Below are 25,932 nucleotides of genomic sequence, written 5' to 3' on the forward strand. Positions count from 1 at the left end.
TTAGCTAAGCTTAACACCGCCAGTACCAAAGGCTTCGCTGTGAATATTTTCAGCTGGAATACCACGTGCTACAAGCGCCTGATGTTGTGCTGCCATAAATGGCATCGGCCCACATAGATAGTAATCGGCATTCACTGGCAGTAGCGCAGCATCCATCGTACTTAGATCCAGACGACCAGCGACATCATAATCTGCACCGAGCACATCAGATTCATGCGGGAACTCATAAGCAGTGAATGTACTCAAGCGTGGATATTTGCTTTTCAGTTCCTGAATATGCTGCTTCATGGCATGCACCTGACTACTGCGGCAGGCATGAATAAAGCTCACCGGTTGTGGCATATCTAAAGTCACCAGTTGATTCAGCATGGCAATCATTGGGGTTAAACCGACACCACCACTGATAAAGACATTGCGTTTATTGCTATCAATTAAATAGAAGTTGCCTGTAGGTGCAGATACTTCAATTTCTGAGCCTTCCGCTAAACCATGTAAGGTGCTTGAGACCCAACCACCAGCAAGTTCGCCTTTTTCATCCTCACGTTTCACCGAGATACGCAGGTAATCTGCTTGTGGGCTGGTTGAAAGGGTGTACTGACGCGGCTGTCTTAAGTTTAGTTCAGGCACAAATACGCGAACTGAAATGTATTGTCCTGCTTCATATTTGGGTAATTCGCCCCCATCCACAGGTGCAAGGTAGAACGAGGTGATTTCGTCGCTTTCTACAACTTTTTTGGCGATTTTGAAACTGCGCCAGCCCAACCAGCTACCTTTGGTTTGTTGATGCTGCTCATAAATTGCTTTTTCAGTGCTGATAAATAAATCGGCCAGTTGACCATAAGCCGCAGCCCATGCACCAATTAGCGGATCTTCCATGGAAATATTCAATACTTCACTAATCGAATGCAGCAGGTTTTCACCCACGATGCCGTAATCTGGTGACTGGATGTTTAAGCTGACATGTTTATGTGCAATCAGTTCAACCACAGGTAAAAGCACGGAAGGATCTTCAATGTTCTCTGCATAAGCTAAAACTGCCCCCGCAAGCGCCTGTGCTTGCGCACCGCTACGTTGATGCCCCATGTTAAAGGTTTCTTTTAAATCAGGGTTATTACCCAACATGCGGTTATAAAAGTATCCAGTCAAGGCTACGCCGTTTTCACGGAGTACTGGAACAGTGGCTTTTACAAGGTCAATTTGCTGCGGAGTCATTGTTGATCTCTCTTGGCTATCATTTATAAGATGTATTTAAAATATACCTTTAAGAATAGATTTGCAATGCTAAATGAAATAAAAGCCATAAAAAAATTAAGGGATAATAAATTATCCCTTAATTTTCAAAATAGTACCACTTTATTTTTTGCCGAAAAGAGAACCGAGTAGACCACGCACAATTTTCTGTCCAGTACTACCGCCTAGACTACGCGCGGCACTTTTGGCAAATGTTCCCACGATATCCTGTGTCAGTTTTTCACGGTCACGTTGTGCTTTTTCAGCAGCTTTTTGCTGTTCACGGGCAAAACGCTCTTGCTCTTTGGCTTGCTGCTTGGCGAGCGCTTCCTGTTCTTTACTTTGTTGTTTTGCCAGATCGTCAGCCTCTTTTTGCTGGGATTGTTGCAATACTTTCTTTTGCAACATTTCATAGGCGCTATCACGATCTACCGCTTGATCGTAAACACCCGCGACGATGCTTTGTGAAATGATCAGTTGGCGTTCTTCGGGACTAATTGGGGTAAAGGAAGAGTAAGGGGGCATCACCCAACCGCGCTCTACGATTTGCGGTGTGCCTTGTTCATCCAGACAGCTAATTAATGCTTCGCCAACTGCGAGCTCGGTAATGGCTTGATCCACTTTAAATTCTGGATTGGCGCGGAAGGTGTCCGCGGCAGTTTTAACAGCTTTCTGGTCTTTAGGGGTAAAAGCACGTAAGGCATGTTGTACGCGATTGCCGAGTTGTCCTAAAACGCTTTCCGGTAGATCCAGTGGGTTCTGGGTAATAAAGTAAATCCCGACCCCCTTAGAACGGATCAGACGCACCACTTGTTCAATCTTCTGTTGTAAAGCTGGGCTGGCATTGTCAAAGAGCAGGTGAGCTTCATCAAAGAAGAATACCAGTTTGGGTTTGTCCATATCGCCGACTTCTGGTAGTTGTTCGAACAGTTCCGACATCATCCATAGTAAGAAAGTTGCGTACAGCTTCGGCGTGTTCATTAGCTTGTCGGCAGCTAAAATATTGATATAGCCATGACCATTGGTATCGGTCTGAATGAAGTCGAGAATATTCAGACTAGGTTCGCCAAAGAACTGTTCTCCACCTTGATCGCCTAAGGCCAGTAAATTGCGTTGAATGGCACCGAGGCTGGCAGGAGAGAGATTGCCATATTCAGCTTTTAGTTCGGCTGCATTTTCACTGACATAGGTCAGCATGGCTTTTAGGTCTTTAAAATCAATCAGGAGCAGGCCTTGGTCATCTGCAACACGAAACACGGCTGAAAGGACACCTTCCTGGGTGTCATTCAGATTGAGCATTTGTGCTAGAAGTAAGGGGCCGATTTCTGAAATGGTGGTGCGGATCGGGTGGCCTTGCTGAGCAAATAAATCCCAGAAAACCACAGGTGAAGCGGCAAATGGGATCGGTTCAAGTTGTAAGGTTTTCAGTCGTTCATCAAATTTAGGATTACTCTCGCCAGCCTTGGCAAGGCTGGAAACATCGCCTTTGGCATCGGCAAGGAAAACCGGTACACCCAGTCGGGAAAAGCTTTCTGCCAGTACTTTGAGGGTCACGGTTTTCCCTGTCCCTGTTGCACCAGCAATCAAACCATGTCGGTTGACGAATTTAGAATGCAAAACAATATCTTGTGTTGTATCTGTGGTTTTTTTAGCAATAACGATTGGTGTACTCATTCTTCACCTGTTGTTTTTGATCTCAATCGAGCTGTTTTAATGCATTTTGAATATCTTGGATTAAATCTTCTGGATGTTCTAGTCCTATACAGAAGCGCACCAATAAACCTTGTTGTAAATGTGTATTGTCCAGCGAACGCATCTGCTTTAAATCATAGAGCATGGCTAGGCTGACTGGGCCACCCCAGCTAAATCCAAGTTTAAACAATTTTAAGTTATCACAGAATTGTCGAACCGCCGTCAAGTCATAGTTGGCTTTAAAAATGACACTGACCAGACCTGCGCTTTTGCCGGTGGTACACGTTTCTGACCAGAACGAATGTCCTGCTGAATCTGGTGAGCTCGGGTGTAAAACCTGACTAAATTGAGGCCGTTGCTTGAGCCATTCCAATAACACAAGAGCGCTTTGTGCTTGCTGTTCATAGCGGAGCGACATGTGTGCCAGACTACGTTGAATCTGGGCCGTATCATCGCCTGACACAGAGATCCCTTGAATGGCATGCATGCGATACAGCTTGTGATGTAACTGTTGATCACGGGTCACCACTGAACCCATCAGAATATCGCCGCCGCCGCTTGGATATTTGGTCAGTGCATGCACGGTGATATCGACCGCCAAATGTTCATCAGAGAAATCGAAGGCATTAAACGCCAGTCCTGCACCCCAAGTGTTGTCTAATGCAGTCAGTACATTGGCCTGTTGTGCTTTTTTGACCAGATTTTTGAGATCGGGAAACTCTAGTGTGACCGAGCCTGCAGCTTCCAGCCAGATCAGTTTGGCTTTCTCAGTCGGTTGAAAGCTGGCGGCATCAACCGGATTATAAATTTTAACTCTAATGCCATAACGGTCTTGCAAATGATTCAAGTGTTCAAGATTGGGGCCATAGATATTGTCGGCGACCCAAACTTCATCGCCACTGCTTAAAAATGCACTATTCACTAGATTAATCGCAGATAAGCCGCTGGGTGCAAGCAGGCAATAATTGCCACCTTCTATTCTTGCGATATTGTCGCCTAAGGTAAAAGTGGTTGGGGTGCCGTGTGTACCATAACTATAGTCATAAGCATCGGTCCAGTGGCGATCAAAAAGGTGCGCTGTGCTTTTAAAAATAATCGTAGATGCACGAAATAGGGGAGGCTGGATGGTTTCTATGTATTGAGGGGCTTGGCGTGGTGCATGAATGAGATCAGTTTGTGCTTTATTGTGAGATGTCATAGGGCAAAATCAAATCGATATAATGCATCTCAGGTTAAGAGAAAATCATGAAAGCTGCTAGTGCTTTGCTGCTTTTGTACAGAATCGGTACAGATTCGGGTGATCAATAAAAACTGGCTTTATTTTTGCTAAGACTAAGCATCATTCTAACGATAATAGGTTTTCGCGCATGAAGTCGCATTTAAGAGTGCATTATTTTCAGCACATCGCTGGCGAAGGTTTTGGCAGTTGCTACGACTTTTTAAAAGCACATCACGCAAAAATTACCGCAACCGAATTTTTTGCTTTACCTGTCGATTTGCCCTTGGAACTGGAAGCTTTACCACGCGTAGATGAAGTGGATCTATTGATTATCATGGGGGGCACCATGAGCGTAAATGATGAAGCGAATTATCCCTGGTTAAAATTAGAAAAAAGATGGCTCAGACGTTATCTGGCGGCTGGAAAACCCGCGATTGGCTTGTGTCTGGGCGGGCAACTGATTGCCAATGCCTTGGGTGCAGCGGTGAGTCGCAATCCACATCAGGAGCTGGGCTGGATGGATGTCGGGCGAGCTGCTTACGTGCCTAAGGATTATTTTCAAATCCCGGAGCAATTGAATGTGTTGCAGTGGCATAGCGAAACCTTTGAAATTCCCAAAGGCGCTGTACGTTTGGCCGAGAATAAGGTATGCATAAACCAGATGTATCAAATTGGCCGTAATGTACTGGGTTTTCAGTTTCATCCGGAAATGACCCCTCATGCCTTGGCGCTGTTGATCGAGGGAGAGGAGGAGTTGGCGGTTTTTAATGGCACCTATGTACAACCCATGGCTGAATTGAAAAAAAGCTTGAAACATAAATTTGAACAGGGAAATCGTTTGCTGAATCAGGCGATTGATTATGTGGTCAGTGCCTGAGCTGAGAAAATGCTTAAAAAATGAAAAGAAGAATTGCATAAGACTTAAACAATCGTTATAATGGGCGACCCTCAAAAGGAGGGTGTTTACTACGAAGAAAGTAGTTAACGCATTACAGTCGTGGCATCGATCACGACCATAGTGATTTTCACTGCCCTTGACACTTACCAAAAGGTGAGGTGCGTCATGGGTGATTCTTTATATATTTGGCTTGGAGTTTACTGGTATGTCTAACCAGAGAATTCGTATCCGTTTGAAGTCTTTTGATCATCGTCTGATTGATCAATCTGCTCAAGAGATCGTAGAAACCGCTAAGCGTACTGGCGCACAAGTGTGTGGTCCAATTCCGATGCCTACTCGCATCGAACGCTTCAACGTTCTTACTTCACCACACGTCAACAAAGACGCTCGTGATCAGTACGAAATCCGCACTTATAAACGTTTGATCGACATCGTTCAACCAACAGATAAAACTGTTGATGCATTGATGAAGTTAGATCTTGCTGCTGGTGTTGATGTTCAGATCGCTTTGGGTTAAGGCTTTCGGTTGATTAACTTTTAAGTTAATTAGGCCGCTTTATTAGAGGTTTATGCACATGGCTATTGGTTTAGTCGGTCGCAAATGTGGTATGACTCGCGTCTTTACGGATGCTGGTGTATCTGTACCTGTTACAGTTATCGAAGTCGATCCAAACCGCATTACGCAAATCAAAACACTTGAAACTGATGGTTATCAAGCAATTCAAGTAACTACTGGTGAACGTCGCGAATCGCGCGTAACTAACGCTCAGAAAGGTCACTTCGCGAAAGCGAGTGTTGCTGCTGGTCGTTTAGTTAAAGAGTTCCGTGTTACTGAAGCTGAGCTTGAAGGCCGTGAAGTTGGTGCTTCTATCGGTGTTGATTTGTTCACAGTTGGTCAAATTGTTGACGTAACTGGTCAATCAAAAGGTAAAGGTTTCCAAGGTGGTGTTAAGCGTTGGAATTTCCGTACGCAAGATGCTACTCATGGTAACTCTGTATCTCACCGTGTATTAGGTTCTACAGGTCAAAACCAGACTCCTGGTCGCGTGTTCAAAGGCAAGAAAATGGCTGGTCACTTAGGTGACGAACGCGTAACAGTTCAAGGTCTTGAAATCGTATCTATTGACGCTGAACGTTCTGTTTTAGTTGTTAAGGGTGCTATTCCTGGTTCAACTGGCGGTGACGTTATCGTACGTCCTACCATCAAGGCCTGAGGGGAAATACTGTGAATTTAAAAACTGTTTCCGGCTCTGCTGTTGAATTGTCTGAAGTTGCTTTCGGACGTGAATTTAACGAAGCTCTTGTACACCAAGTTGTTACAGCTTACTTAGCTGGTGGTCGTCAAGGTACTCGTGCTCACAAATCACGTGCAGATGTTTCTGGCGGTGGTAAAAAACCATTCCGTCAAAAAGGTACTGGTCGCGCTCGTGCGGGTTCTATTCGTAGCCCGATCTGGGTTGGTGGTGGTAAAACTTTTGCTGCTCGTCCACAAGACTGGTCTCAAAAAGTAAACCGTAAGATGTACCGCGGTGCAATGCAATGTATCTTAGCTGAACTTGTTCGCCAAGATCGTCTTGTATTAGTTGAAGAGTTTGCTGTTGCAGCTCCAAAAACTAAAGAATTGCTTGCAAAGCTTACTGACTTGAATGCAACTCGCGCATTGATCATTACAGATGCTGTAGATGAGAACTTGTATCTCGCAGCTCGCAACCTTCCACACGTTGATGTGGTTGATGCTACTGCTATTGATCCTGTTAGCTTGATCGCATTCGATAAAGTTGTAATGTCTGTAGCTGCTGCTAAGAAAATTGAGGTAGAACTCGGATGAACAACGAACGTATCTATCAAGTCCTATTAGGACCAGTATTCTCAGAAAAAGCACAAGTTTTAGGTGATACTGCTGGTGTTCAAGTGTTCAAAGTTGCATTAAATGCAAACAAACTTGAAATCAAGAAAGCAGTTGAGCAGCTCTTCGGTGTTGAAGTTGTAAAAATCAATACAACGATCACTAAAGGTAAAACAAAACGCTTTGGTAAAACATTAGGACGTCGTTCTGATGTGAAAAAAGCATACGTCACCCTGAAAGCCGGCCAAGATGTAGAAATGGCTGACTTGGGCGATACCGCTGAAAACGCAGCGGAATAAGGACGAGAATTATGCCAATTCAAAAATGTAAGCCAACGTCTCCAGGACGTCGCTTTGTAGAGAAAGTGGTTCATGACCACCTTCACAAAGGCGCGCCTTATGCACCGTTGGTAGAAGCTAAAAAACGTACTGGTGGTCGTAATAACAATGGTCACATCACTACACGTCACGTGGGTGGTGGTCATAAGCAAAACTACCGTATTGTTGACTTTAAACGTAACAAAGATGGTATTCCAGCGACTGTAGAGCGCATCGAATACGATCCTAACCGTACAGCGCATATTGCTTTATTGAAATATGCTGACGGTGAACGTCGTTACATCATTGCACCTAAAGGCTTACGTGCTGGTGATAAAGTTCAATCTGGTAACGATGCTCCAATTCGTCCAGGTAACTGCTTGCCACTTCGCAACATGCCAATCGGTTCTACACTTCACAACCTTGAACTTAAAATCGGTAAAGGTGCTCAATTAGCACGTTCTGCTGGTACTTCAGTTCAGTTGTTGGGTCGTGATGGTTCTTACGCTATCGTTCGTTTACGTTCTGGTGAAATGCGTAAAGTCCATGTTGAATGTCGCGCTGTAATTGGTGAAGTTTCTAACCAAGAAAGCAACCTTCGTTCATTGGGTAAAGCTGGTGCTGCGCGCTGGCGTGGTATTCGTCCTACCGTTCGTGGTATGGCGATGAACCCAGTAGATCACCCGCACGGTGGTGGTGAAGGGCGTAGTAAAGGTATTCAACCTGTAAGCCCATGGGGTCAAAAAGCTAAAGGGTACAAGACACGTACCAACAAGCGTACGACTAAGATGATTATTCGCGACCGTCGCGTCAAGTAAGGGAATCTGAATAATGCCTCGTTCATTAAAAAAAGGTCCATTCGTCGACGCACATTTGTTCGCTAAGGTTGAAGCTGCTGTAGCTGCTAACAACCGTAAGCCGATCAAAACTTGGTCACGTCGTTCAATGATCCTTCCAGACTTTGTTGGTTTAACAATTTCTGTTCACAATGGCCGTAACCACGTTCCAGTAATTGTTACTGAACACATGGTTGGTCATAAATTGGGTGAATTCGCGCCAACTCGTACCTATCGTGGTCACGGTGTTGATAAGAAGTCTAAACGTTAATAGGTGCTATGATGGAAGTAACTGCTAAATTACGCGGTGCCGCTATCTCGGCACAAAAAGCACGTTTAGTTGCTGATTTGATCCGTGGTAAGTCGGTTGCACGTGCGATAGACATTTTAAACTTCAGCAACAAGAAAGCAGCTGTGCTCGTTAAAAAAGCACTTGAATCTGCAATCGCGAATGCTGAACACAACAACAGCTTAGATGTTGATGACCTTAAAGTAACTACGATTTACGTTGATGAAGGCATGAGCCTTAAACGTATCATGCCACGTGCTAAAGGCCGTGCAGATCGTATTACTAAGCGTACTTGTCACATCACCGTTAAGGTAGGGGTTTGATATGGGTCAGAAGGTTCATCCAATCGGTATCCGCCTAGGTGTTGTGAAACGCCATAACGCTAACTGGTATGCGAATCCGAAACAATACGCTGAATACTTGCTTAAAGATCTTCAAGTTCGTGAGTTTTTAATCAAAAAACTTAAAAACGCGATGATCAGCAATATTCTTATCGAACGTCCTACAGGCGCTGCTAAAGTAACTATTAGCACTGCTCGTCCTGGTATCGTTATCGGTAAAAAAGGCGAAGATATTGAGAAATTACAGCGCGAACTCACCAACATCATGGGTGTTCCGGCTCAAGTTAGCATCAATGAAATTGATCGCCCTGACTTGGACGCACGTCTAGTTGCTGAAGCAATTGCTTCTCAATTGGAAAAGCGTGTTATGTTCCGTCGTGCTATGAAGCGTGCGGTTCAAAACACAATGCGTGCTGGCGCTAAAGGTATCAAAGTTGAAGTTTCTGGCCGTTTAGGTGGTGCAGAGATCGCTCGTACTGAGTGGTATCGTGAAGGTCGTGTACCTTTGCATACGCTTCGTGCTGACATCGACTATGCAACTATGCGCGCAGAAACAACATACGGTACGATCGGTGTTAAAGTTTGGATTTTCCGTGGCGAGATCTTAGGTGGCATGAAACAAGTCATGAACCCTGCTCCTGCTGAAGAGCGTCCAGCTAAACGCGGTCGTGGTCGTGGTGAAGGTCAAGAGCGTCGTGGTCGTCGCGGTGACCGTGCTGCTGACAAGGGAGAATAATCCATGTTGCAACCTAAACGTACCAAATTCCGTAAAGTGCACAAAGGCCGTAACACTGGTCTAGCGCATCGTGGTAGTACAGTATCATTTGGTTCGATTGCAATTAAAGCAACTGAACGTGGTCGTATGACTGCGCGTCAGATTGAAGCTGCACGTCGTACCATTAGCCGTCGTATCAAACGTGGTGGTAAAATCTTCATCCGCGTATTCCCAGACAAACCAATTACCGAAAAACCATTAGAAGTTCGTATGGGTAAAGGTAAAGGTAGCGTGGAATACTGGGTTTGTCAGATCCAGCCAGGTAAGATCCTGTACGAAATTGAAGGTGTTAGCGATGAGTTAGCGCGTGAAGCTTTTGCTTTAGCTGCTGCTAAACTCCCGTTTAAAACCACTATCGTGACTCGGACGGTGATGTAATGAAAACTAAAGATCTACGTGAAAAGTCGGTAGAAGAGTTGAAGGCTTTGCTTGATGAGCAACAGCTTAACCAATTCCGTCTTCGTATGGCGAAAGCAACTGGTCAGCTAGGCAAATCGCATGAAGTGCAAATTGCTCGTAAGACAATTGCTCGTATCAAGACACTCCTTACCGAAAAACAGGGGAACGGACAATGAGTGAAAAAACAGTCCGCACGTTAACCGGCAAAGTCGTAAGCGACAAAATGGACAAGTCTATTGTTGTGCTTATTGAACGCCGCGTTCAACACCCGTTGTACGGCAAATCAATCCGCCGTTCAACTAAATTACACGCTCATGATGAGAACAATGTTGCTAAATTAGGCGACTTGGTAACCATCAAAGAAAGCCGCCCAATTTCTAAAACTAAAGCTTGGACTTTAGTGGAAGTAGTTGAAGCTGCTGCTGAGTAATTAGACGTTCTTGTTGCATCATCGGACAATTTCGAGTACTCTTTGAGCCTTTCGAAATTGTGACCGGTGATGCTCGGTTTTGGAGTAGGGCAATGATTCAAACCGAAAGTATGCTCGACGTAGCAGACAACAGTGGTGCACGCCGCGTACAATGTATTAAAGTACTTGGTGGTTCACACCGTCGTTATGCTTCAGTTGGCGACATTATTAAAGTTACTGTAAAAGAAGCAATCCCACGCGCACGTGTTAAAAAAGGTGACGTGATGAATGCTGTAGTTGTTCGTACAAAATTCGGCATCCGTCGTCCAGACGGTTCAGTGATTCGTTTCGACGATAACGCAGCTGTTATTTTGAACAACAACAAAGCTCCGATTGCTACTCGTATCTTCGGACCAGTGACTCGTGAACTTCGTACTGAACAGTTCATGAAAATCATTTCATTGGCTCCTGAAGTTCTATAAGAGGCAATCATGGCTAAGATTAAAAAAGGCGATCAAGTAATCGTGATCGCAGGTAAAGAAAAAGGCAAACAAGGTATCGTTTTGTCTGTTTCTGAAGATCGAGTTAAGGTTGAAGGCCTTAACTTAGTGAAGAAGCATCAAAAGCCAAACCGTGTAACTGGCGCTGAAGGCGGCATCGTTACTCAAGAGGCGACGCTTCATATCTCAAACGTGGCAATTTTTAATGCTACAACCCAAAAGGCTGACCGTATTGGTTACCAAGTGATTGATGGCGCGAAAACTCGTGTTTATAAATCAAATGGTGAATCAGTGGCGGTAGCGAAGTAATAGGTTGAATAGGCAATGGCCAGACTTAAAGCACGTTACAACGACGAACTTAAAGCAAAGTTAAAAGAAGAACTTAGCGTTAAGAACGTGATGGATATTCCTCGCATCACGAAAATCACCCTGAACATGGGTGTAGGCGCAGCTGCAACTGATAAGAAATTATTAGATGGCGCTGTTGCTGATATGCAACTCATTGCTGGTCAAAAACCAGTTGTGACTCTTGCTCGTAAATCAATCGCTGGTTTCAAAATCCGTGACGGTTGGCCGATCGGTTGTAAAGTTACTTTACGCGGCGACCAAATGTACGAATTCTTGGATCGTTTGATCTCGATCGCAATCCCTCGTATCCGTGACTTCCGTGGTTTCTCTGCGAAATCATTTGATGGTCGTGGTAACTACTCTATGGGTTTAAAAGAGCAAATCGTTTTCCCTGAAATCGATTTTGACAAAATTGATCGTATCCGTGGTTTAGATATCACTATTACGACCACTGCTCGTAGCGATGACGAAGGCCGTGCGCTTATGCGTGCATTCGGCTTCCCGTTCAAATAAGAGGTCGATATGGCTAAGAAAGGTATGATTAATCGCGAATTGAAACGCGAAAAGACAGTTGCTAAATACGCTGCAAAACGTGCTGAATTAAAAGCAACGATTGCAAATGTAAATGCGAGTGACGAAGAACGTTTCGAAGCGACATTAAAGTTACAGGCATTGCCACGTAACGCATCTCCAGTACGTCTTCGTAACCGTTGTGGTTTAACTGGTCGTCCTCATGGTTACTTCCGTAAGTTCGGTTTAAGCCGTAACAAATTACGTGACACAGTAATGCAAGGTGATGTACCGGGCGTTGTTAAGGCAAGCTGGTAAGGAGCGACTAAATGAGTATGCAAGATACCGTTGCCGACATGTTAACCCGTGTTCGTAACGCGCAAATGGCAAAGAAACAAACTGTTTCTATGCCTTCTTCTAAGTTGAAAGTTGCGATTGCAAACGTTCTTCAACAAGAAGGTTATATTTCAGATGTAGCCGTTGCTCAAGAAGAGACAAAAGCTACACTGACAATTACGTTAAAATATTTCGAAGGCAAACCAGTTATCGAAACCGTTAAGCGTGTAAGCCGTCCAGGTCTTCGCCAATACCGCGGTAAAGATAAAATTCCTAGCGTTAAGCAAGGTTTAGGTATTGCAATTGTTTCTACAAGCAAAGGCATCATGACTGATCGCGCTGCACGTGCTGCGGGCATCGGTGGTGAAGTTATTGCTTTTGTTTCTTAATAGGTGATTCCTCATGTCTCGTGTGGCTAAAGCCCCAGTAACTGTACCTAATGGTGTAACAGTTACTCAGAACGGCCGGCAGGTCGAAGTGAAAGGCAGCAAAGGTACATTGTCTTTCAACCTGCATGCGCTGGTCGAGCTAAAACAGGAAGAAGGTAAACTTCAACTTGCTCCGGCTAAAGAGTCGAAAGACGCTTGGATGCAAGCTGGTACTGCTCGCGCTGTATTGAACAACCTTGTAAAAGGTGTTAGCGAAGGCTTCGAACGTAAGTTACAGCTTGTTGGTGTTGGTTATAAAGCTGCGGTTAAAGGTACTTCTGTAAACCTTAACCTCGGTTACTCACACCCAATTGACTACGCTTTACCTGAAGGTGTAACAGCGGAAACTCCAACTGCTACTGAAATCATTTTGAAATCAGCAAACAAGCAGTTGTTAGGTCAAGTGGCAGCGGAAATCCGTGCATACCGTGCTCCTGAACCATATAAAGGTAAAGGTGTTCGTTATTCGGATGAAGTTATTCTTCGTAAAGAAGCTAAGAAGAAATAAGGCGCGAGGTTCTTATGAACGAAAAGAAACAAACCCGTTTGCGTCGTGCGAAAAGCACACGCTTGCACATTCGTGCATTGGGTGCGACTCGTTTGTGTGTAAACCGCACTCCGCGTCACATCTATGCGCAAGTTATTTCAGCAGATGGTGGCAAAGTTTTAGCGCAAGCTTCAACTTTAGATGCATCTTTGCGTAGCGGTACTACGGGTAACGTAGATGCAGCTACAAAAGTTGGTGCTTTGATCGCAGAACGTGCTAAAGCAGCTGGTGTTACTAAAGTTGCATTTGACCGTTCTGGTTTTAAATATCATGGTCGTATCAAAGCCTTGGCTGATGCTGCTCGTGAAGGCGGCTTGGAGTTCTAATCATGGCGAAAGTTGAACAAAACGAAGGTCTCGTTGAAAAGCTGGTTGCCGTTGATCGTGTAGCCAAGGTTGTTAAAGGTGGTCGTATCTTCTCTTTCACAGCATTAACTGTTGTGGGCGACGGTAACGGTCGTGTAGGTTTTGGTCGTGGTAAAGCACGTGAAGTTCCAGCTGCTATTTCTAAAGCACTTGAAGCTGCTCGTCGTAACATGATCACTGTAGACCTCGCGGGTACTACTTTACAACACCCTGTGAATGCTCGTCATGGCGCAAGCCGTGTATACATGCAACCTGCTTCAGAAGGTACTGGCGTAATTGCTGGTGGCGCTATGCGTGCTGTTCTTGAAGCTGCAGGTGTACATAACGTACTTGCTAAATGTTATGGTTCTACAAATGCTGCTAACGTAGTAAACGCAACTTTCAAAGGTTTGCGTGATATGACTTCTCCTGAGAAAGTCGCTGCGAAACGTGGTCTTTCAGTAGAACAAATTCAAGGGTAATCAATCATGAAAACGATTAAAGTTACCCAGACTAAATCTTCATCGCATCGTTTAAAAAATCATAAACTTTGCCTTCAAGGTTTAGGTCTGCGTCGTATTGGTCATACTGTAGAAGTGCAAGATACGCCTTCTAACCGTGGTATGATCAACAAAGTTTACTATATGGTTAGTGTAGAGGAATAAGCCATGACTCTGCGTTTAAATGAACTTTCACCTGCAGAAGGTGCAAAACGTGAAAACCGTCGTCTAGGCCGTGGTATCGGTTCTGGCGTAGGTAAGACTGGTGGTCGTGGTATCAAAGGTCAAAACTCACGTAAAAGTGGTGGTACTCGTCCAGGCTTTGAAGGCGGTCAAACTGCGTTATATCGTCGTTTGCCTAAATTCGGTTTCACTAGCCAAATCGCTTTGAAAACTGCTGAAGTACGTTTGTCTGAGCTCAACAAAGTTGAAGGCGATGTAGTTAGCCTTGAAACTTTGAAAGCTGCGAATGTTGTTCGTCGTGACCAAATTCGTGCTCGCATCGTTCTTTCTGGTGAAATCACTCGCGCATTCACTGTTAAAGGTGTTGTGTTGACTAAAGGCGCTAAAGCTGCTGTTGAAGCTGCTGGCGGTAAAGTCGAGGAGTAATCTCGAGTGTCTATGACTCCTAGTTCTTCAGGTCATGTCAACATGATGAAAGGCCAACCGTTTCATGTGAAATACCGTGAAATTATTCGTCGATTAATGTTCTTGATTGGCGCGTTGTTGGTCTTTCGACTAGGAGCGCATATTCCGTTGCCGGGGATTGATAATGTAGCGCTAGCACATTTTTTTAAAGCTAATGAAGGTACCTTCTTAGGTTTATTTAACATGTTCTCTGGCGGTGCATTAGAACGCATGTCGATTCTGGCGTTAGGGATCATGCCGTACATTTCTGCATCGATTATCGTGCAGTTAATGTCTACGGTGGTTCCTTCGCTGGAAGCTTTGAAAAAAGAAGGCGAGCAAGGCAAACGTAAGATCAATCAATATACGCGTTATGGCACCTTATTTCTTGCACTAGTGCAAGGTGTAGGGATGTGTGCCGGCTTGATCAGTCAAGGTATTACCTTAACCTCAGGTCTGGCATTCTATGTTCCGGCAGTGACTTCGTTAGTTGCTGGAACCATGTTCTTGATGTGGTTGGGCGAGCAGATTACCGAACGTGGTGTTGGTAATGGAATCTCGATGATCATTTTTGCAGGAATTGTGGCAGGTTTGCCAAATCTTGTGATTCAGTCGTTTACGTCTGTACAGAATGGTCAGGGTAGTTTAATTGGTTTAGTTGTCTTCGGCTTACTCTCATTAGCCGTTTTAGCTGCGATCGTGTTTATTGAAAAAGCACAACGTCGTATTCCAGTGAACTATGCTCAAAAACAGCAAGGCCGTCGTATATTTACTGCACAGCAGACGCATTTGCCATTAAAAATTAATATGGCGGGTGTAATTCCAGCAATTTTTGCAAGCTCATTGTTATTATTTCCAGCGAGCTTGGGACAATGGTTAGGAAGTGCTGATCCAAATGCAGGGATTGTGAAGCGTAGCCTACAAGATCTGGCATTGGTGTTATCGCCTGGACAGCCGTTGTATCTAATGCTCTTTGGCGCGTTAATTATCTTCTTCTGTTATTTCTATACGGCGCTTGTATTTAGCCCAAAAGAAGTTTCGGAGAATTTAAAACGTAGCGGGGCATATGTGCCTGGTATCCGCCCAGGTGAGCAAACGGCTCGTTATTTAGATCATATTCTTAACCGTTTGACCTTCATTGGTGCAATCTACATCACTGTAGTGTGTTTAATGCCTATGGTGCTACAAAGCTCGTTCGGTATTCCATTCCATCTGGGTGGGACATCGTTACTGATTGTAGTGGTAGTGGTAATGGACTTTATGGCGCAACTCCAAGCGCACCTTACTTCGCATCAATATGATAATCAAACGTTAATGAGAAAAACGACTGCTCATCCTAAGGGATAAGCGCACTTAGAAGGTTTCATCATGAAAGTACAAGCTTCTGTAAAGAAAATTTGTGGTAGCTGTAAAGTTATCCGTCGTAATGGGGTAATTCGCGTAATTTGTAGCGCAGAACCTCGTCATAAGCAGCGTCAAGGTTAATTTAATTAAGACCTGTTGATTTCAGTAGGCTAATTAGGTTATTATCCGCCCCTCAAGATTTTTGTGGGGCGGTTGATTATCTTGACTGCCTTTTTGGAGAAAATTGAATGGCTCGTATTGCCGGTGTAAACATTCCGGATAACAAGCATGCTGTTATCTCTCTCACGTATATTTTTGGTATCGGTCGCCACACTGCTAAGAACATCTTGGCTGCTGTAGGTATCACTGAAACTACAAAGATCCGTGAATTAGATGATGCTCAGCTTGATGCGATTCGTGCAGAAGTTGCTAAGGTTCCGACCGAAGGTGACTTACGTCGCGAAATTTCCATGAACATTAAACGTTTAATGGATTTAGGCTGCTACCGCGGTCTTCGTCATCGTCGCAGCTTGCCTGTTCGCGGACAACGCACCAAAACTAACGCACGTACCCGTAAAGGTCCGCGCAAACCGATTAAGAAATAAGATTTCTGGAAGCTAAAAGATGGCTAAAGATACTCGCGCACGCAAGAAGGTCACTCGTACCGTCTCTGAAGGTGTCGCACACATTCACGCTTCTTTTAATAACACCATTGTTACGATTACCGATCGTCAAGGTAATGCATTGGCTTGGGCTACCTCAGGTGGACAAGGCTTCCGTGGATCACGTAAATCAACACCGTTTGCTGCTCAGGTAGCTGCTGAAGTTGCTGGTAAAGCTGCTTTAGATTACGGTTTGAAAAACTTGGACGTCCTTGTAAAAGGTCCTGGTCCTGGTCGTGAATCTGCGGTTCGTGCATTAGGTGCAGTGGGTTATAAAATTAACAGCATTACCGATGTGACTCCAATTCCGCACAACGGTTGCCGTCCACCTAAAAAACGTCGCGTGTAAGGAGAAACATTCATGGCTCGTTATATTGGTCCAAAATGCAAACTCTCTCGCCGCGAAGGGACAGACCTGCAATTAAAATCTGGCGTTAAACCATTTGACGTTAAGACTAAAAAACATGCTAAAGCTCCTGGCCAACATGGCGGAGCTCGTGGTAGCAAACAATCTGAGTACTCACTACAATTACGTGAAAAACAAAAAGTACGTCGTATGTACGGTGTGTTAGAGCGTCAATTTAGTAACTACTATAAAGAAGCTGCTCGTGTTAAAGGCGCAACAGGTGAGAACTTGTTGAAGTTGCTTGAAAGCCGTCTTGATAACGTTGTTTATCGCATGGGTTTTGGTTCTACACGTGCAGAAGCTCGTCAGTTAGTATCTCACCGTAGCATCACTTTGAACGGTCGTCGTGTTAACATTGCATCTATCCAAGTTAAAGCTGGTGATGTAATTGCAGTACATGAAGGCGCTAAACAACAATTACGTATTAAAAGCGCAATTGAATTAGCTGCTCAACGTGGTATCCCTGCTTGGATGGAAGTTGATCATTCTAAGTTAGAAGGTACGTTTAAAGCTGCGCCAGATCGTTCTGATTTACCTGCTGAAATCAACGAAAGCTTGATTGTAGAATTGTATTCTAAATAATCCTTGAGGTAGCAATAAATGACGCGTACTGCAAACGAGTTTCTAACTCCGCAAGCGATCAAGGTCGAAGCGGTGAGCGGGACCTCGGCAAAAGTGATTCTGGAACCTTTAGAGCGTGGCTTTGGTCATACTCTAGGTAATGCTTTACGTCGCATTCTATTGTCTTCTTTACCTGGCGCTGCTGTGGTTGAAGTAGAAATAGAAGGTGTCGAGCACGAGTACAGTACTTTAGAAGGCTTGCAGCAGGACATCGTCGAGCTCTTGCTGAACCTAAAAGGATTGTCTATTAAGCTGTTCGATCAAAATGAAGCATATTTAACATTAGAGAAACAAGGGGCAGGTGACGTAACTGCAGCTGACCTTCGTTTACCTCATAATGTTGAAGTGGTTAACCCTGATCATTTAATCGGTACTTTGAGTTCTTCTGGTTCATTAAAAATGCGCCTGAAAGTTGCTCAAGGTCGTGGTTATGAAACATCTGACTCACGTTTCCCTGAAGGTGAGACACGTCCAGTAGGTCGTTTACAGTTAGATGCTTCTTATAGCCCAATCAAGCGTGTTTCATACACAGTAGAAAATGCTCGTGTTGAACAACGTACCGATCTTGATAAGTTAGTGATCGATCTTGAGACTAACGGAACTGTTGATCCAGAAGAAGCAATCCGCAAAGCGGCAACAATCTTGCAACAACAAATTGCAATTTTTGTTGATCTTCAGAAAGATCAAACTCCGGTTGCTCAAGAACCTCGCGAAGAAGTTGACCCGATTTTGCTTCGTCCAGTAGATGATCTCGAGCTAACTGTTCGTTCTGCTAACTGTTTGAAGGCAGAAAATATTTACTACATTGGTGATCTTGTTCAACGTACCGAAGTTGAGTTGTTAAAAACTCCTAACCTAGGTAAAAAATCGTTAACAGAGATCAAAGATGTTTTGGCATCGAAAGGTTTACAACTCGGCATGCGTTTAGAGAACTGGCCACCAGCTAGTCTCCGTATGGATGACCGTTTTGCCTATCGTAGCCGTTAATTAAGTAGGACTATCACCATGCGTCATCGTAATAGTGGTGTGAAATTAGGCCGTACAAGCAGCCACCGTAAGGCGTTGTTCCAAAACTTAACAAATGCTTTAGTTGAGCACGAGTTAATTAAAACAACTTTGCCTAAGGCGAAAGAACTTCGCCGCGTTGCTGAGCCTTTAATCACTTTGGCAAAAAACGATACAGTAGCAAACCGTCGTTTAGCGTTTGCTCGTACTCGTTCTGCAGCAACTGTTGGTAAATTATTTACCGTTCTTGGCCCTCGTTACAAAGAACGTAACGGCGGTTATCTTCGTGTTCTTAAAGCGGGCTTCCGTGCAGGTGATGCTGCACCGATGGCTTACGTTGAACTCGTTGACCGTGAAGTAAAATAATACTTCTACGTGTAGAACAGTCAGTTGTTCCAAAAAAGGCCGGTGTAATAACCGGCCTTTTTTATTAGCTATATTTTTTATAATATTTCGTAGTATGGGTAGTTTGTTGATTCACTATCATTCAGTGAAAATGCTATGTTTAAGATTTACATAATTTTTAGAGCGTCGGAAATAGATTGTAGGGAATCGCTATTATTACAAATGAATACTGCCTGAGGACAGTCATCTAGGCAATCCACTAATATTTGGTTTGGTCTTTTCTTATGAAAAGTGATTGAGGCATTACTTCCGAATTCGCTTTTTAGATCAGATGATAAAATTATTGTACATTCATCATCTCTTAAGTGATTCCATAAATTTTGAATAAACTGTACTAAGGAAAAGCCTATATTTATCACTTCACTTATGGTGAAATTTTCAGTGTTAATATAATCATCAAGATGAATTCTATTAGTATTTGCCTCAAACCCTGTTAGATCACCATATCTGCTAATGATGATCTCATAGTCCCAATATTTTAATCGAGCTTTGTAAAAATCAAAGACAATTACATCAGAGTGTTCATAAAAACCTTTTAACAATTTAAGTTCTAATGTTGAGGGGATAGCAACTTCAGATCTCATTAACAAGAATTTATTCATTTGAGGACTTAAGAGACTCATTCTTATACCTGAAATATTGTGAATATGATTAAAATCATTTGTTTATAATAAGATTTATAGAAAACATTTTAGATTTTACTTTTATATTGGTCATTTGTATGCAAATGAATCAAACTTTTTCTTTCATTTCATAATTTTAATGGCTCTTTTTGATGATTTAACACCATATTCAGAATATAAGGGCTATAAAATTACATATATTTATTGTTACATATTGAGTCCTTCTAAAATCCAAGCAAAAATCTCAACATTTTTGACAGCAAATTTTTATCAAAATGTCCCGAACTGATATAAAAAAACCGATGAATGACTAAACTTGACATTGTGTATTGTCAAATTTGTGCTTTAATAAAGACATGGTTTATACAGGGTATAAAAAAAATGGAAAAGCAAGTTGATGTATTAATTATTGGTGCAGGGATCTCAGGAATCGGATTGGCTGTACATCTCTCTAAGAACTGTCCACAACGTAAATTTGAAATCTTAGAACGTCGTGACAGTTTTGGTGGAACTTGGGATTTATTCCGTTACCCTGGTATTCGCTCTGATTCGGACATGTCGACCTTCGGTTTTAACTTCAAACCATGGGCAAAAGAAAAAGTGCTTGCGAGTGGCGCTGAAATCAAAAGCTACTTAAGCGATGTGATTAGCGAAAATCAGTTGAAAGAAAAAATCCATTTTGGTCATCGTGTGCTTTCTGCAAATTACGATTCAAGCAAGAAAAAATGGTCTGTTGAGATTGAAGATAGCAACAAGAAAAAGCAAACTTGGTCAGCAAACTTTGTGATGGGCTGTACCGGTTATTATAATTATGATCAGGGTTATGCACCAAAATTCCCGAAACAGGAAGATTTCAAAGGTCAGTTTATTCATCCGCAACATTGGCCTGAAAACCTGGATTACACTGGTAAGAAAGTCGTGATCATTGGTAGTGGTGCAACTGCAATTACCTTGGTGCCTTCAATGGTCAAAGGTGGGGCAGGTCATGTAACCATGTTGCAGCGTTCACCAACCTATATTGCAACCGTGCCTTCAATCGACTTTATTTATGAAAAAACCCGTAAATTTATGTCTGAAGAAACGGCTTATAAATTTACCCGTGCACGTAACATTGGCATGCAACGTGGTATTTATGCGCTTGCACAAAAATATCCAAAAACAGTACGTCGCTTATTGCTGAAAGGGATTGAATTGCAGTTGAAAGGTAAAGTCGACATGAAACACTTTACCCCGAGCTATAACCCTTGGGATCAACGCTTATGTGTGGTACCAGATGGCGATTTATTCAAAGCATTACGTCAGGGGCAGGCCAGCGTAGAAACAGATCAAATTGAGAAGTTCACGGCCAATGGCATCCAGCTAAAATCTGGTAAGCATCTTGAAGCGGATATCGTCATTTCTGCAACCGGTCTGGAAATTCAAATTCTGGGTGGTGTGAAAGGGTTAATTGACGGTAAGCCGATGAATACTTCACAACATATGCTCTATCAAGGGGTAATGGTCAGCGATGTACCAAATATGGCCATGATCATTGGTTATATCAATGCGTCTTGGACCTTAAAAGTTGATATTGCAGCTGAATATATTTGCCGTTTGCTCAATCATATGGACAAGAATGGTTTTGATGAAGTGATTGCGCATGCGGACCCATCACAACTGGAACACGACACGATTATGGGCAAAATGTCTTCTGGCTATATTGCGCGTGCCGCAGATGTGATGCCGAAACAAGGTAAGCAAGCGCCTTGGAAAATTACCAATAACTATCTGGCAGACCGTAAAGAATTGAAAGATGCTAAATTTAATGATGGTGTTCTACAGTTCCACAAACGTGATGAACATGCTGACCGTAAACCAAAACTGGTCTCGTAATGTAGTAACCTGATCATTGAAAACCCTATGTCGATACATAGGGTTTTTTATTGGAAATAGGCTTTGAATTCTAAAAATATCACGTATATTGGGCAGATTAGAAAATTAAGATAGGGATAATTGGATGAAAAAACTCATCATTTTGGGGATCATGTTATCAAGCAGTCTGGCTTTTGCTGATGATGCAAAACAGAAGGTAGCGATTGCACAAAAACTGGTATCGGTCGATGGCACGGAACAGGGTTTGCAAAACACCGATAAAATGATTCTAGAGCAAATCCGGATGCGTTTACCCAAGGATTTGCCAGAAAGCTTCTATACTGATTTAACTAAGAATCTGGATAGTGAGCAACGCAAGCAGTTTATTGTACAGCGCTATGTCGAGAGCTTTAGTGAAAAAGAATTACAGGCTGCGTTGAATTTCTATCAATCTGCTGAAGGGAAGGTCTGGGCCAAGAAAGCTAGTGATGTTGGTAGTGAGGTGGCACATTTCACCACACAAAATGCGCGCAATGCACTGAATACCACCATGCAACAGTATAGTGAAAACCCTAAGGTCAAGCAGTTAATGCAACGGATGAATCCGCAAGCTGCCCAGACGGGCAATGAGAAAACAGAAATTAAGTAAATAAAAAGGGATCATACATTAAGCATGATCCCTTTTTGTTTTTCTGTCTTTAGAGAGTACGGGAAATCAACTCTTTCATGATTTCATTGGTACCTGCATAAATACGGTTGGCACGGTTGTCGATATAGGCACGTGCGATTGGATATTCCAGCATGTAGCCATAACCGCCGTGTAACTGTAAACATTCATCCACCACTTTCGAGAACATATCGGAAATTTTATATTTTGCAGCGGCAGCAGCATCAACACCTAAGCTTTCTTCGAGTTGTAACTCCATACAGCGATCTAAATAAGTGCGACAGAAATCAATTTCAGTCCGTAATTCAGCCAGTTTAAAACGGGTGTTCTGGAAGGTGCTAATGGCTTTGCCGAAGGCTTTACGGTCTTTGGTATATTGCACAGTATGTGCAAAAGCGGCTTCAGCGCCCGCCTGACAAATGATTGCAACCAGCATACGTTCCCATGCCAATTCTTTCATTAGCATCATAAAGCCCATGCCTTCCATACCGAGTAGGTTTTCTTTCGGAACGCGTACATTGTCAAAGAACAGTTCACAGGTATCCTGACCTTTCATCCCGATTTTATTCAGAGGCTTGCCTTTACTGAAGCCCGCACGATCGGCTTCCACAATAATTAACGACAGATTGGCAGAACCTTTTTCACTATTGCCAGTCTTACACACCACGATGGCCATATCGCATAGATAGCCATTGGTAATAAAGATTTTTGAACCATTAATCACATAGTCATCGCCATCCAGTACCGCGGTAGTACGAACGGCTTGCAGGTCTGAACCTGTTCCTGGTTCAGTCATGGCAATCGCGGTGACCGCTTCACCCGTTGCCATTTTTGGCAGCCAGTGCTGCTTTTGTGCTTCATTACCAAAGTTGTTGATATAGTTGGCCACGATATCTGAATGTAATGAAAAACCAGTGCTGGAGTCCATGGCATAGGCTTGTTCTTCAATCAGAATCATACTGTAGAGGCGATCAACACCTGAACCGCCATATTGCTCTGGCATGGTGGTACACAGCAAGCCAAGCTCACCGGCCTTATTCCATAAGTCGCGGTCAACATGTTGTTGTTTTTCATATTTTTCAATATTTGGAACAACTTCTTTTTCATAGAATTTACGTACAGTTTCACGAAATGCTTCATGATCAGAAGTAAAGAGTTTACGCGCGAGCATGTTTGGAACTGGACGAATTGCACCTGATTGCATTTGTTATATTTTCCCTGGTTTGTTGAATGTAGATCATCCTCTTCACCATACAAGAAAGGGAAAATAGTGAACAATGTGATCAATGCTCAATTTGATTGATGTATTTGGTCACTTGAGAAAAAACGCTGCGAAGTTAAAGGGGGATCAGGTACACTATCAGAGTAAATGGTTGCATAGTGGAACAGATAATGTCTGATGAAATGACACTGGAAGAACGTAAGGTCGTGTATCGTGCACGTCGTGGTTTAAAAGAAATCGATGTATATTTTGACCCATATGTTAAAAATTACTATCTCACTGCCGATCCGGCTGAAAAGGCCTTATTCGCAGAGCTGGTTGATCAGGAAGATCCGGACTTGCTGGACTGGTTCATGGAAGTTGGGGAACCGCCACGGACTGAACTGAAAGCATTTATTCTCAAACTAAAACATTATGTCCACGGCTGATCGTGTTTTTGAGTTGCAATACAGTCGTTTTTCGATGGTATTGCAACTGTTTATGCTGCTGTTGATTGTTAGCCTGACTTATTCTTTGCTTTCTTTGGCGGTATGGTTAGGCAGTTGCTTCATATTGGCATTGAGCTGGTTGCTATTTCTGCAACAACCCCGATTAAAACGTTTTGAGCATCTCGACCAACAGGCGTGGTCATTTGAATTTTACGATTCATCTCTTCCGATCCAGACCCGATCCATCACAAGAATAATTGATCATCAAGCTTATATCGTGCTGTGTTTTTCTGATCCAAAACATAAAAATTTCATCATCTGGTGGGACCAGTTATCATTTTTACAGTGGAAATCCTTAAAATTACAGGCAAAACTAGGCTAATTGTTTGACAATTTTACATCTGTGTATAATTAATTATTTTATAAATTTCAATGATATATGGTTTTAAAGCGTATATTTTGCTTCGATTGTTAGGTTAAAAACTCTAAAAAATAGTGAAAATTATGATTGTCAGACAATCTGCCCCTCAAGACCGATTTATTTTCGTTAAAGTACAAACACCAACGTAAAGTGTGGTGGAGGTCCAAAATGGAAATTCCAACATGGTCGTTTCTGGTGATCGCAATTGTCTTTGCGATTGTAGTAGGAAGAGCAGGAACTTTACTCAGGGAATATCTTGAATCACATCAACCTGTTGCTGTGACCAAGAGAAAGAGATTGAAAGTATCATCAATATATCACGCTCCTGTGAATATCGATGGTGAACGCCAATCTAGTATCTATCAAAAGTAGATACGAAAAGTATAGGAGGTCTCTATGGAGATTTCAATGTGGATGTTTCTGGTAATTGCGATCGTTATGGCGATTGTAGTAGGAAGAGCCGGTACATTACTCAAGGATTATTTTCAACAAAACTAAAAGATAAAGAGTTTCACGATTTTACCAGTTAATAAGTAGCATGTGCTGAACCGTCGCAATGCTACTTTTTTTTGCCTGAAATTTCTGTATTCCCGCAGATCTGTCAATTTATTCATGTGTGAAGTATGTCAAAATGTCCCTGTAAAATTAGAGTAATTACTCTTTAATTCAGGAATTGCATCTGATAATGTACAGCTAAAAGGAAAAAACAAATTATTAGAGGGACAGGAAGTATGTCTAAACTCCATAAAATTGGACAAGGCGTCGCGGTAGCTTTGCTGACAACATCAATGTTATCTGGATGCTCATACGTTGTTAAAACTGGAGCAAATGTCGCATTAGGTTTTGGTGAAAAACATATCGTTCCACCGATTTTGGCCATGGATGATGCTGAAATGGTGTGTAACTCAGGCAATGCATTAACGCCTGCAGTGATGTCAACCAAAGATATGGGGGCAGACCCGACCCGTATGGCTGTGCTGCTGTATACCGCAGCCGGGATTTGTGCTGAGAATCAGGCATTGGAAGCAGAATTACGTTATTTACGTGCCTCTAAAGCCGGTCAGGTTTCGGAAGCTCAAGACGCGCGTATCGAGCAGAAACGTTGGGCTGGGATTGCGGCTGAACGCCAATATGCAGGCTATCAACTTTTTGCAAATCGTTGGGAATCAAAATACAAATATAAATTAGGTGATTCATGCCCAACCATGCGTAATGATCTGGATCAGACCGTGTATTTACTCGGTATGGTGAGTGGCTTGCAAGCCATGACCAATGACATTAACTCGGGCGGTGCAATCAATGTGCCTAAGGATATTGCCGGGATTGTTGAACGTGGCATGACCTGTCTGGACAATGAAAAATTCTGGGGTGCGCCAATGGCGACTCGCGCCGTGATCTGGACTTTATTGCCTGGCGCTGGCGATGGTAAACCTGAACCGTATGCCACCATGAAACAATCAATGGCGATTGGCGAGAAGAAAGGTGTGCGCTTATCGCATGCTTTATATGCCGTGGCAGCACAAGCCAGCGGTGATGATGCCAAATTACGTGATGCACTGCGTTCTTATGCAGCCGCAACAGGGGATGACAAACCTGCAAATCCGCAGTTCAGACTGATTGATAAAATGGCTGGTTTGATGGTACGTGGCATCGCAGACCGTTACTGGACTGAAAATACCGGTGTCAGAGCAAGCGATGAGGGTATGACCACATTCTGGGATGACAAACAAGAAAGTTCAGCTGAACTGGATTCACTCTTTGATGGGGGTGGCGAGGCAGCCTCTGCACCAGCACAGGATGAGGCCGCTCCAACGCAAGAAACGCCAGCTGAGTAACCTGAATTAAACGGCCTTTTACTTCACCAGCACTTACACTGGGTAAAAGGT

General features: G+C 43.2%; 39 protein-coding genes and 1 pseudogene. 35 read left to right on the forward strand and 5 right to left on the reverse strand.

The window, feature by feature from the left end; all coding sequences use genetic code 11:
* From hmpA to JO943_RS08220, 3 genes are all read right to left on the reverse strand, one after another.
* Complete coding sequence (gene hmpA / locus JO943_RS08210; RefSeq protein ID WP_005227425.1) at positions 1-1,212, reverse strand: NO-inducible flavohemoprotein; 1,212 nt, start codon at positions 1,210-1,212, stop codon at positions 1-3.
* 141 nt (positions 1,213-1,353) lie between these two features.
* Entirely contained in the window at positions 1,354-2,904 is a 1,551-nt protein-coding gene (locus JO943_RS08215) for a helicase HerA-like domain-containing protein (RefSeq protein ID WP_202740486.1), read from the reverse strand.
* Positions 2,905-2,926: 22 nt separating this feature from the next.
* On the reverse strand, positions 2,927-4,120 hold the full coding sequence (locus JO943_RS08220; RefSeq protein ID WP_005227421.1) for a PLP-dependent transferase: 1,194 nt from the start codon (positions 4,118-4,120) through the stop codon (positions 2,927-2,929).
* Positions 4,121-4,289: 169 nt separating this feature from the next.
* On the opposite strand from JO943_RS08220, the gene JO943_RS08225 reads away from it, so the two are divergent.
* The 29 genes and pseudogenes from JO943_RS08225 (at position 4,290) to rplQ (ending at position 18,795) form a co-directional block, all read left to right on the forward strand.
* Positions 4,290-5,018, forward strand: coding sequence for a type 1 glutamine amidotransferase (locus tag JO943_RS08225; protein WP_202740487.1), 729 nt, complete (start codon positions 4,290-4,292; stop codon positions 5,016-5,018).
* A gap of 226 nt (positions 5,019-5,244) precedes the next feature.
* Positions 5,245-5,556 carry a 30S ribosomal protein S10 gene (gene rpsJ / locus JO943_RS08230; protein ID WP_000070912.1) on the forward strand — a complete coding sequence of 104 codons (312 nt, stop codon included), beginning with the start codon at positions 5,245-5,247 and terminating at the stop codon, positions 5,554-5,556.
* Positions 5,557-5,614: 58 nt separating this feature from the next.
* Positions 5,615-6,253, forward strand: coding sequence for a 50S ribosomal protein L3 (gene rplC / locus JO943_RS08235; RefSeq protein ID WP_202740488.1), 639 nt, complete (start codon positions 5,615-5,617; stop codon positions 6,251-6,253).
* Positions 6,254-6,264: 11 nt separating this feature from the next.
* Positions 6,265-6,867 (forward strand): 50S ribosomal protein L4, encoded by a 603-nt coding sequence (gene rplD, locus JO943_RS08240; RefSeq protein ID WP_004641072.1) that lies wholly within the window; start codon positions 6,265-6,267, stop codon positions 6,865-6,867.
* Positions 6,864-7,184, forward strand: a complete 321-nt coding sequence (gene rplW, locus JO943_RS08245; protein ID WP_004641070.1) for a 50S ribosomal protein L23 — start codon at positions 6,864-6,866, stop codon at positions 7,182-7,184. Before rplD ends, rplW begins: the two co-directional genes overlap by 4 nt.
* 11 nt (positions 7,185-7,195) lie before the next feature.
* Entirely contained in the window at positions 7,196-8,020 is an 825-nt protein-coding gene (gene rplB / locus JO943_RS08250) for a 50S ribosomal protein L2 (RefSeq protein ID WP_004660349.1), read from the forward strand.
* Positions 8,021-8,033: 13 nt separating this feature from the next.
* On the forward strand, positions 8,034-8,309 hold the full coding sequence (gene rpsS, locus JO943_RS08255) for a 30S ribosomal protein S19 (RefSeq protein WP_004775885.1): 276 nt from the start codon (positions 8,034-8,036) through the stop codon (positions 8,307-8,309).
* A gap of 11 nt (positions 8,310-8,320) precedes the next feature.
* Entirely contained in the window at positions 8,321-8,650 is a 330-nt protein-coding gene (gene rplV / locus JO943_RS08260) for a 50S ribosomal protein L22 (RefSeq protein ID WP_004657676.1), read from the forward strand.
* 1 nt (position 8,651) lies between these two features.
* A pseudogene (rpsC, locus tag JO943_RS08265) lies at positions 8,652-9,468 on the forward strand (30S ribosomal protein S3).
* Positions 9,408-9,821 (forward strand): 50S ribosomal protein L16, encoded by a 414-nt coding sequence (rplP, locus tag JO943_RS08270; protein ID WP_004657678.1) that lies wholly within the window; start codon positions 9,408-9,410, stop codon positions 9,819-9,821. Before rpsC ends, rplP begins: the two are co-directional and overlap by 61 nt.
* Positions 9,821-10,018 carry a 50S ribosomal protein L29 gene (gene rpmC / locus JO943_RS08275; protein ID WP_000849927.1) on the forward strand — a complete coding sequence of 66 codons (198 nt, stop codon included), beginning with the start codon at positions 9,821-9,823 and terminating at the stop codon, positions 10,016-10,018. The genes rplP and rpmC overlap by 1 nt, the downstream gene beginning before the upstream one ends.
* A complete protein-coding gene (gene rpsQ / locus JO943_RS08280; protein WP_004657679.1) occupies positions 10,015-10,272 on the forward strand; it encodes a 30S ribosomal protein S17 in 258 nt (85 codons plus the stop codon). Before rpmC ends, rpsQ begins: the two co-directional genes overlap by 4 nt.
* A 92-nt stretch (positions 10,273-10,364) precedes the next feature.
* Entirely contained in the window at positions 10,365-10,733 is a 369-nt protein-coding gene (gene rplN / locus JO943_RS08285; protein ID WP_004657680.1) for a 50S ribosomal protein L14, read from the forward strand.
* A gap of 9 nt (positions 10,734-10,742) precedes the next feature.
* Complete coding sequence (rplX, locus tag JO943_RS08290) at positions 10,743-11,060, forward strand: 50S ribosomal protein L24 (protein ID WP_004804115.1); 318 nt, start codon at positions 10,743-10,745, stop codon at positions 11,058-11,060.
* Between the two features lie 15 nt (positions 11,061-11,075).
* The gene (gene rplE / locus JO943_RS08295) at positions 11,076-11,612 is read left to right on the forward strand and encodes a 50S ribosomal protein L5 (RefSeq protein ID WP_004775884.1); all 537 of its coding nucleotides are present in this window, start codon (positions 11,076-11,078) and stop codon (positions 11,610-11,612) included.
* A gap of 9 nt (positions 11,613-11,621) precedes the next feature.
* On the forward strand, positions 11,622-11,927 hold the full coding sequence (rpsN, locus tag JO943_RS08300) for a 30S ribosomal protein S14 (RefSeq protein ID WP_004641050.1): 306 nt from the start codon (positions 11,622-11,624) through the stop codon (positions 11,925-11,927).
* Positions 11,928-11,938: 11 nt separating this feature from the next.
* Positions 11,939-12,334 (forward strand): 30S ribosomal protein S8, encoded by a 396-nt coding sequence (gene rpsH / locus JO943_RS08305; protein WP_004775883.1) that lies wholly within the window; start codon positions 11,939-11,941, stop codon positions 12,332-12,334.
* Between the two features lie 13 nt (positions 12,335-12,347).
* Complete coding sequence (gene rplF, locus JO943_RS08310; protein WP_004657685.1) at positions 12,348-12,881, forward strand: 50S ribosomal protein L6; 534 nt, start codon at positions 12,348-12,350, stop codon at positions 12,879-12,881.
* A 14-nt stretch (positions 12,882-12,895) separates the two neighbouring features.
* Complete coding sequence (gene rplR / locus JO943_RS08315; RefSeq protein WP_004775881.1) at positions 12,896-13,246, forward strand: 50S ribosomal protein L18; 351 nt, start codon at positions 12,896-12,898, stop codon at positions 13,244-13,246.
* A 2-nt stretch (positions 13,247-13,248) separates the two neighbouring features.
* Positions 13,249-13,746: a 30S ribosomal protein S5 gene (gene rpsE / locus JO943_RS08320; protein ID WP_004657688.1), complete on the forward strand. Its 498-nt coding sequence runs from the start codon at positions 13,249-13,251 to the stop codon at positions 13,744-13,746.
* 6 nt (positions 13,747-13,752) lie between these two features.
* On the forward strand, positions 13,753-13,929 hold the full coding sequence (gene rpmD / locus JO943_RS08325) for a 50S ribosomal protein L30 (RefSeq protein ID WP_000849088.1): 177 nt from the start codon (positions 13,753-13,755) through the stop codon (positions 13,927-13,929).
* A gap of 3 nt (positions 13,930-13,932) precedes the next feature.
* Positions 13,933-14,373 carry a 50S ribosomal protein L15 gene (gene rplO / locus JO943_RS08330; RefSeq protein WP_005227407.1) on the forward strand — a complete coding sequence of 147 codons (441 nt, stop codon included), beginning with the start codon at positions 13,933-13,935 and terminating at the stop codon, positions 14,371-14,373.
* Positions 14,374-14,418: 45 nt separating this feature from the next.
* Positions 14,419-15,738, forward strand: a complete 1,320-nt coding sequence (gene secY / locus JO943_RS08335) for a preprotein translocase subunit SecY (RefSeq protein ID WP_171067682.1) — start codon at positions 14,419-14,421, stop codon at positions 15,736-15,738.
* Between the two features lie 21 nt (positions 15,739-15,759).
* Positions 15,760-15,876, forward strand: coding sequence for a 50S ribosomal protein L36 (gene rpmJ / locus JO943_RS08340; RefSeq protein ID WP_000867907.1), 117 nt, complete (start codon positions 15,760-15,762; stop codon positions 15,874-15,876).
* A 107-nt stretch (positions 15,877-15,983) separates the two neighbouring features.
* The gene (gene rpsM / locus JO943_RS08345; RefSeq protein WP_000090815.1) at positions 15,984-16,340 is read left to right on the forward strand and encodes a 30S ribosomal protein S13; all 357 of its coding nucleotides are present in this window, start codon (positions 15,984-15,986) and stop codon (positions 16,338-16,340) included.
* A gap of 19 nt (positions 16,341-16,359) precedes the next feature.
* Entirely contained in the window at positions 16,360-16,746 is a 387-nt protein-coding gene (gene rpsK, locus JO943_RS08350) for a 30S ribosomal protein S11 (protein WP_004281491.1), read from the forward strand.
* A gap of 12 nt (positions 16,747-16,758) precedes the next feature.
* The gene (rpsD, locus tag JO943_RS08355) at positions 16,759-17,385 is read left to right on the forward strand and encodes a 30S ribosomal protein S4 (RefSeq protein ID WP_004775874.1); all 627 of its coding nucleotides are present in this window, start codon (positions 16,759-16,761) and stop codon (positions 17,383-17,385) included.
* Positions 17,386-17,403: 18 nt separating this feature from the next.
* Positions 17,404-18,411 carry a DNA-directed RNA polymerase subunit alpha gene (locus JO943_RS08360; protein ID WP_004660372.1) on the forward strand — a complete coding sequence of 336 codons (1,008 nt, stop codon included), beginning with the start codon at positions 17,404-17,406 and terminating at the stop codon, positions 18,409-18,411.
* Between the two features lie 18 nt (positions 18,412-18,429).
* Positions 18,430-18,795 (forward strand): 50S ribosomal protein L17, encoded by a 366-nt coding sequence (rplQ, locus tag JO943_RS08365; protein ID WP_004641032.1) that lies wholly within the window; start codon positions 18,430-18,432, stop codon positions 18,793-18,795.
* Between the two features lie 146 nt (positions 18,796-18,941).
* On the opposite strand, the gene JO943_RS08370 is transcribed toward rplQ, so the two are convergent.
* Positions 18,942-19,457, reverse strand: coding sequence for a hypothetical protein (locus JO943_RS08370; RefSeq protein WP_005227404.1), 516 nt, complete (start codon positions 19,455-19,457; stop codon positions 18,942-18,944).
* 381 nt (positions 19,458-19,838) lie between these two features.
* Here JO943_RS08370 and JO943_RS08375 point away from each other — a divergent pair, with 381 nt between their 5' ends.
* Positions 19,839-21,329: a flavin-containing monooxygenase gene (locus JO943_RS08375; RefSeq protein ID WP_202740489.1), complete on the forward strand. Its 1,491-nt coding sequence runs from the start codon at positions 19,839-19,841 to the stop codon at positions 21,327-21,329.
* Positions 21,330-21,453: 124 nt separating this feature from the next.
* On the forward strand, positions 21,454-21,957 hold the full coding sequence (locus JO943_RS08380; RefSeq protein WP_202740490.1) for a DUF2059 domain-containing protein: 504 nt from the start codon (positions 21,454-21,456) through the stop codon (positions 21,955-21,957).
* 49 nt (positions 21,958-22,006) lie between these two features.
* Here JO943_RS08380 and JO943_RS08385 read toward each other — a convergent pair whose 3' ends face one another.
* Positions 22,007-23,179, reverse strand: coding sequence for an acyl-CoA dehydrogenase family protein (locus JO943_RS08385; RefSeq protein WP_005227399.1), 1,173 nt, complete (start codon positions 23,177-23,179; stop codon positions 22,007-22,009).
* 188 nt (positions 23,180-23,367) lie between these two features.
* On the opposite strand from JO943_RS08385, the gene JO943_RS08390 reads away from it, so the two are divergent.
* From JO943_RS08390 to JO943_RS08405, 4 genes are all read left to right on the forward strand, one after another.
* Positions 23,368-23,625, forward strand: a complete 258-nt coding sequence (locus tag JO943_RS08390) for a succinate dehydrogenase assembly factor 2 (protein ID WP_005227398.1) — start codon at positions 23,368-23,370, stop codon at positions 23,623-23,625.
* A complete protein-coding gene (locus tag JO943_RS08395) occupies positions 23,612-24,007 on the forward strand; it encodes a hypothetical protein (RefSeq protein ID WP_202740491.1) in 396 nt (131 codons plus the stop codon). The genes JO943_RS08390 and JO943_RS08395 overlap by 14 nt, the downstream gene beginning before the upstream one ends.
* Positions 24,008-24,214: 207 nt before the next feature.
* Positions 24,215-24,418, forward strand: a complete 204-nt coding sequence (locus JO943_RS08400; RefSeq protein WP_005227396.1) for a hypothetical protein — start codon at positions 24,215-24,217, stop codon at positions 24,416-24,418.
* A gap of 359 nt (positions 24,419-24,777) precedes the next feature.
* Entirely contained in the window at positions 24,778-25,881 is a 1,104-nt protein-coding gene (locus JO943_RS08405; RefSeq protein ID WP_202740492.1) for a hypothetical protein, read from the forward strand.
* Positions 25,882-25,932: the final 51 nt, after the last annotated feature.

This window comes from Acinetobacter sp. 'aerobic (ED)', from assembly GCF_904886855.1.
Lineage (GTDB): Bacteria > Pseudomonadota > Gammaproteobacteria > Pseudomonadales > Moraxellaceae > Acinetobacter > Acinetobacter courvalinii.

Coding starts and splice junctions, on each gene's coding strand:
- hmpA (WP_005227425.1), bottom strand. CDS start 1,212: ATGACTCCGCAGCAAATTGACCTTGTAAAAGCCACTGTTCCAGTACTC.
- JO943_RS08215 (WP_202740486.1), bottom strand. CDS start 2,904: ATGAGTACACCAATCGTTATTGCTAAAAAAACCACAGATACAACACAA.
- JO943_RS08220 (WP_005227421.1), bottom strand. CDS start 4,120: ATGACATCTCACAATAAAGCACAAACTGATCTCATTCATGCACCACGC.
- JO943_RS08225 (WP_202740487.1), top strand. CDS start 4,290: ATGAAGTCGCATTTAAGAGTGCATTATTTTCAGCACATCGCTGGCGAA.
- rpsJ (WP_000070912.1), top strand. CDS start 5,245: ATGTCTAACCAGAGAATTCGTATCCGTTTGAAGTCTTTTGATCATCGT.
- rplC (WP_202740488.1), top strand. CDS start 5,615: ATGGCTATTGGTTTAGTCGGTCGCAAATGTGGTATGACTCGCGTCTTT.
- rplW (WP_004641070.1), top strand. CDS start 6,864: ATGAACAACGAACGTATCTATCAAGTCCTATTAGGACCAGTATTCTCA.
- rplB (WP_004660349.1), top strand. CDS start 7,196: ATGCCAATTCAAAAATGTAAGCCAACGTCTCCAGGACGTCGCTTTGTA.
- rpsS (WP_004775885.1), top strand. CDS start 8,034: ATGCCTCGTTCATTAAAAAAAGGTCCATTCGTCGACGCACATTTGTTC.
- rplV (WP_004657676.1), top strand. CDS start 8,321: ATGGAAGTAACTGCTAAATTACGCGGTGCCGCTATCTCGGCACAAAAA.
- rplP (WP_004657678.1), top strand. CDS start 9,408: ATGTTGCAACCTAAACGTACCAAATTCCGTAAAGTGCACAAAGGCCGT.
- rpmC (WP_000849927.1), top strand. CDS start 9,821: ATGAAAACTAAAGATCTACGTGAAAAGTCGGTAGAAGAGTTGAAGGCT.
- rpsQ (WP_004657679.1), top strand. CDS start 10,015: ATGAGTGAAAAAACAGTCCGCACGTTAACCGGCAAAGTCGTAAGCGAC.
- rplN (WP_004657680.1), top strand. CDS start 10,365: ATGATTCAAACCGAAAGTATGCTCGACGTAGCAGACAACAGTGGTGCA.
- rplX (WP_004804115.1), top strand. CDS start 10,743: ATGGCTAAGATTAAAAAAGGCGATCAAGTAATCGTGATCGCAGGTAAA.
- rplE (WP_004775884.1), top strand. CDS start 11,076: ATGGCCAGACTTAAAGCACGTTACAACGACGAACTTAAAGCAAAGTTA.
- rpsN (WP_004641050.1), top strand. CDS start 11,622: ATGGCTAAGAAAGGTATGATTAATCGCGAATTGAAACGCGAAAAGACA.
- rpsH (WP_004775883.1), top strand. CDS start 11,939: ATGAGTATGCAAGATACCGTTGCCGACATGTTAACCCGTGTTCGTAAC.
- rplF (WP_004657685.1), top strand. CDS start 12,348: ATGTCTCGTGTGGCTAAAGCCCCAGTAACTGTACCTAATGGTGTAACA.
- rplR (WP_004775881.1), top strand. CDS start 12,896: ATGAACGAAAAGAAACAAACCCGTTTGCGTCGTGCGAAAAGCACACGC.
- rpsE (WP_004657688.1), top strand. CDS start 13,249: ATGGCGAAAGTTGAACAAAACGAAGGTCTCGTTGAAAAGCTGGTTGCC.
- rpmD (WP_000849088.1), top strand. CDS start 13,753: ATGAAAACGATTAAAGTTACCCAGACTAAATCTTCATCGCATCGTTTA.
- rplO (WP_005227407.1), top strand. CDS start 13,933: ATGACTCTGCGTTTAAATGAACTTTCACCTGCAGAAGGTGCAAAACGT.
- secY (WP_171067682.1), top strand. CDS start 14,419: ATGAAAGGCCAACCGTTTCATGTGAAATACCGTGAAATTATTCGTCGA.
- rpmJ (WP_000867907.1), top strand. CDS start 15,760: ATGAAAGTACAAGCTTCTGTAAAGAAAATTTGTGGTAGCTGTAAAGTT.
- rpsM (WP_000090815.1), top strand. CDS start 15,984: ATGGCTCGTATTGCCGGTGTAAACATTCCGGATAACAAGCATGCTGTT.
- rpsK (WP_004281491.1), top strand. CDS start 16,360: ATGGCTAAAGATACTCGCGCACGCAAGAAGGTCACTCGTACCGTCTCT.
- rpsD (WP_004775874.1), top strand. CDS start 16,759: ATGGCTCGTTATATTGGTCCAAAATGCAAACTCTCTCGCCGCGAAGGG.
- JO943_RS08360 (WP_004660372.1), top strand. CDS start 17,404: ATGACGCGTACTGCAAACGAGTTTCTAACTCCGCAAGCGATCAAGGTC.
- rplQ (WP_004641032.1), top strand. CDS start 18,430: ATGCGTCATCGTAATAGTGGTGTGAAATTAGGCCGTACAAGCAGCCAC.
- JO943_RS08370 (WP_005227404.1), bottom strand. CDS start 19,457: ATGAGTCTCTTAAGTCCTCAAATGAATAAATTCTTGTTAATGAGATCT.
- JO943_RS08375 (WP_202740489.1), top strand. CDS start 19,839: ATGGAAAAGCAAGTTGATGTATTAATTATTGGTGCAGGGATCTCAGGA.
- JO943_RS08380 (WP_202740490.1), top strand. CDS start 21,454: ATGAAAAAACTCATCATTTTGGGGATCATGTTATCAAGCAGTCTGGCT.
- JO943_RS08385 (WP_005227399.1), bottom strand. CDS start 23,179: ATGCAATCAGGTGCAATTCGTCCAGTTCCAAACATGCTCGCGCGTAAA.
- JO943_RS08390 (WP_005227398.1), top strand. CDS start 23,368: ATGTCTGATGAAATGACACTGGAAGAACGTAAGGTCGTGTATCGTGCA.
- JO943_RS08395 (WP_202740491.1), top strand. CDS start 23,612: ATGTCCACGGCTGATCGTGTTTTTGAGTTGCAATACAGTCGTTTTTCG.
- JO943_RS08400 (WP_005227396.1), top strand. CDS start 24,215: ATGGAAATTCCAACATGGTCGTTTCTGGTGATCGCAATTGTCTTTGCG.
- JO943_RS08405 (WP_202740492.1), top strand. CDS start 24,778: ATGTCTAAACTCCATAAAATTGGACAAGGCGTCGCGGTAGCTTTGCTG.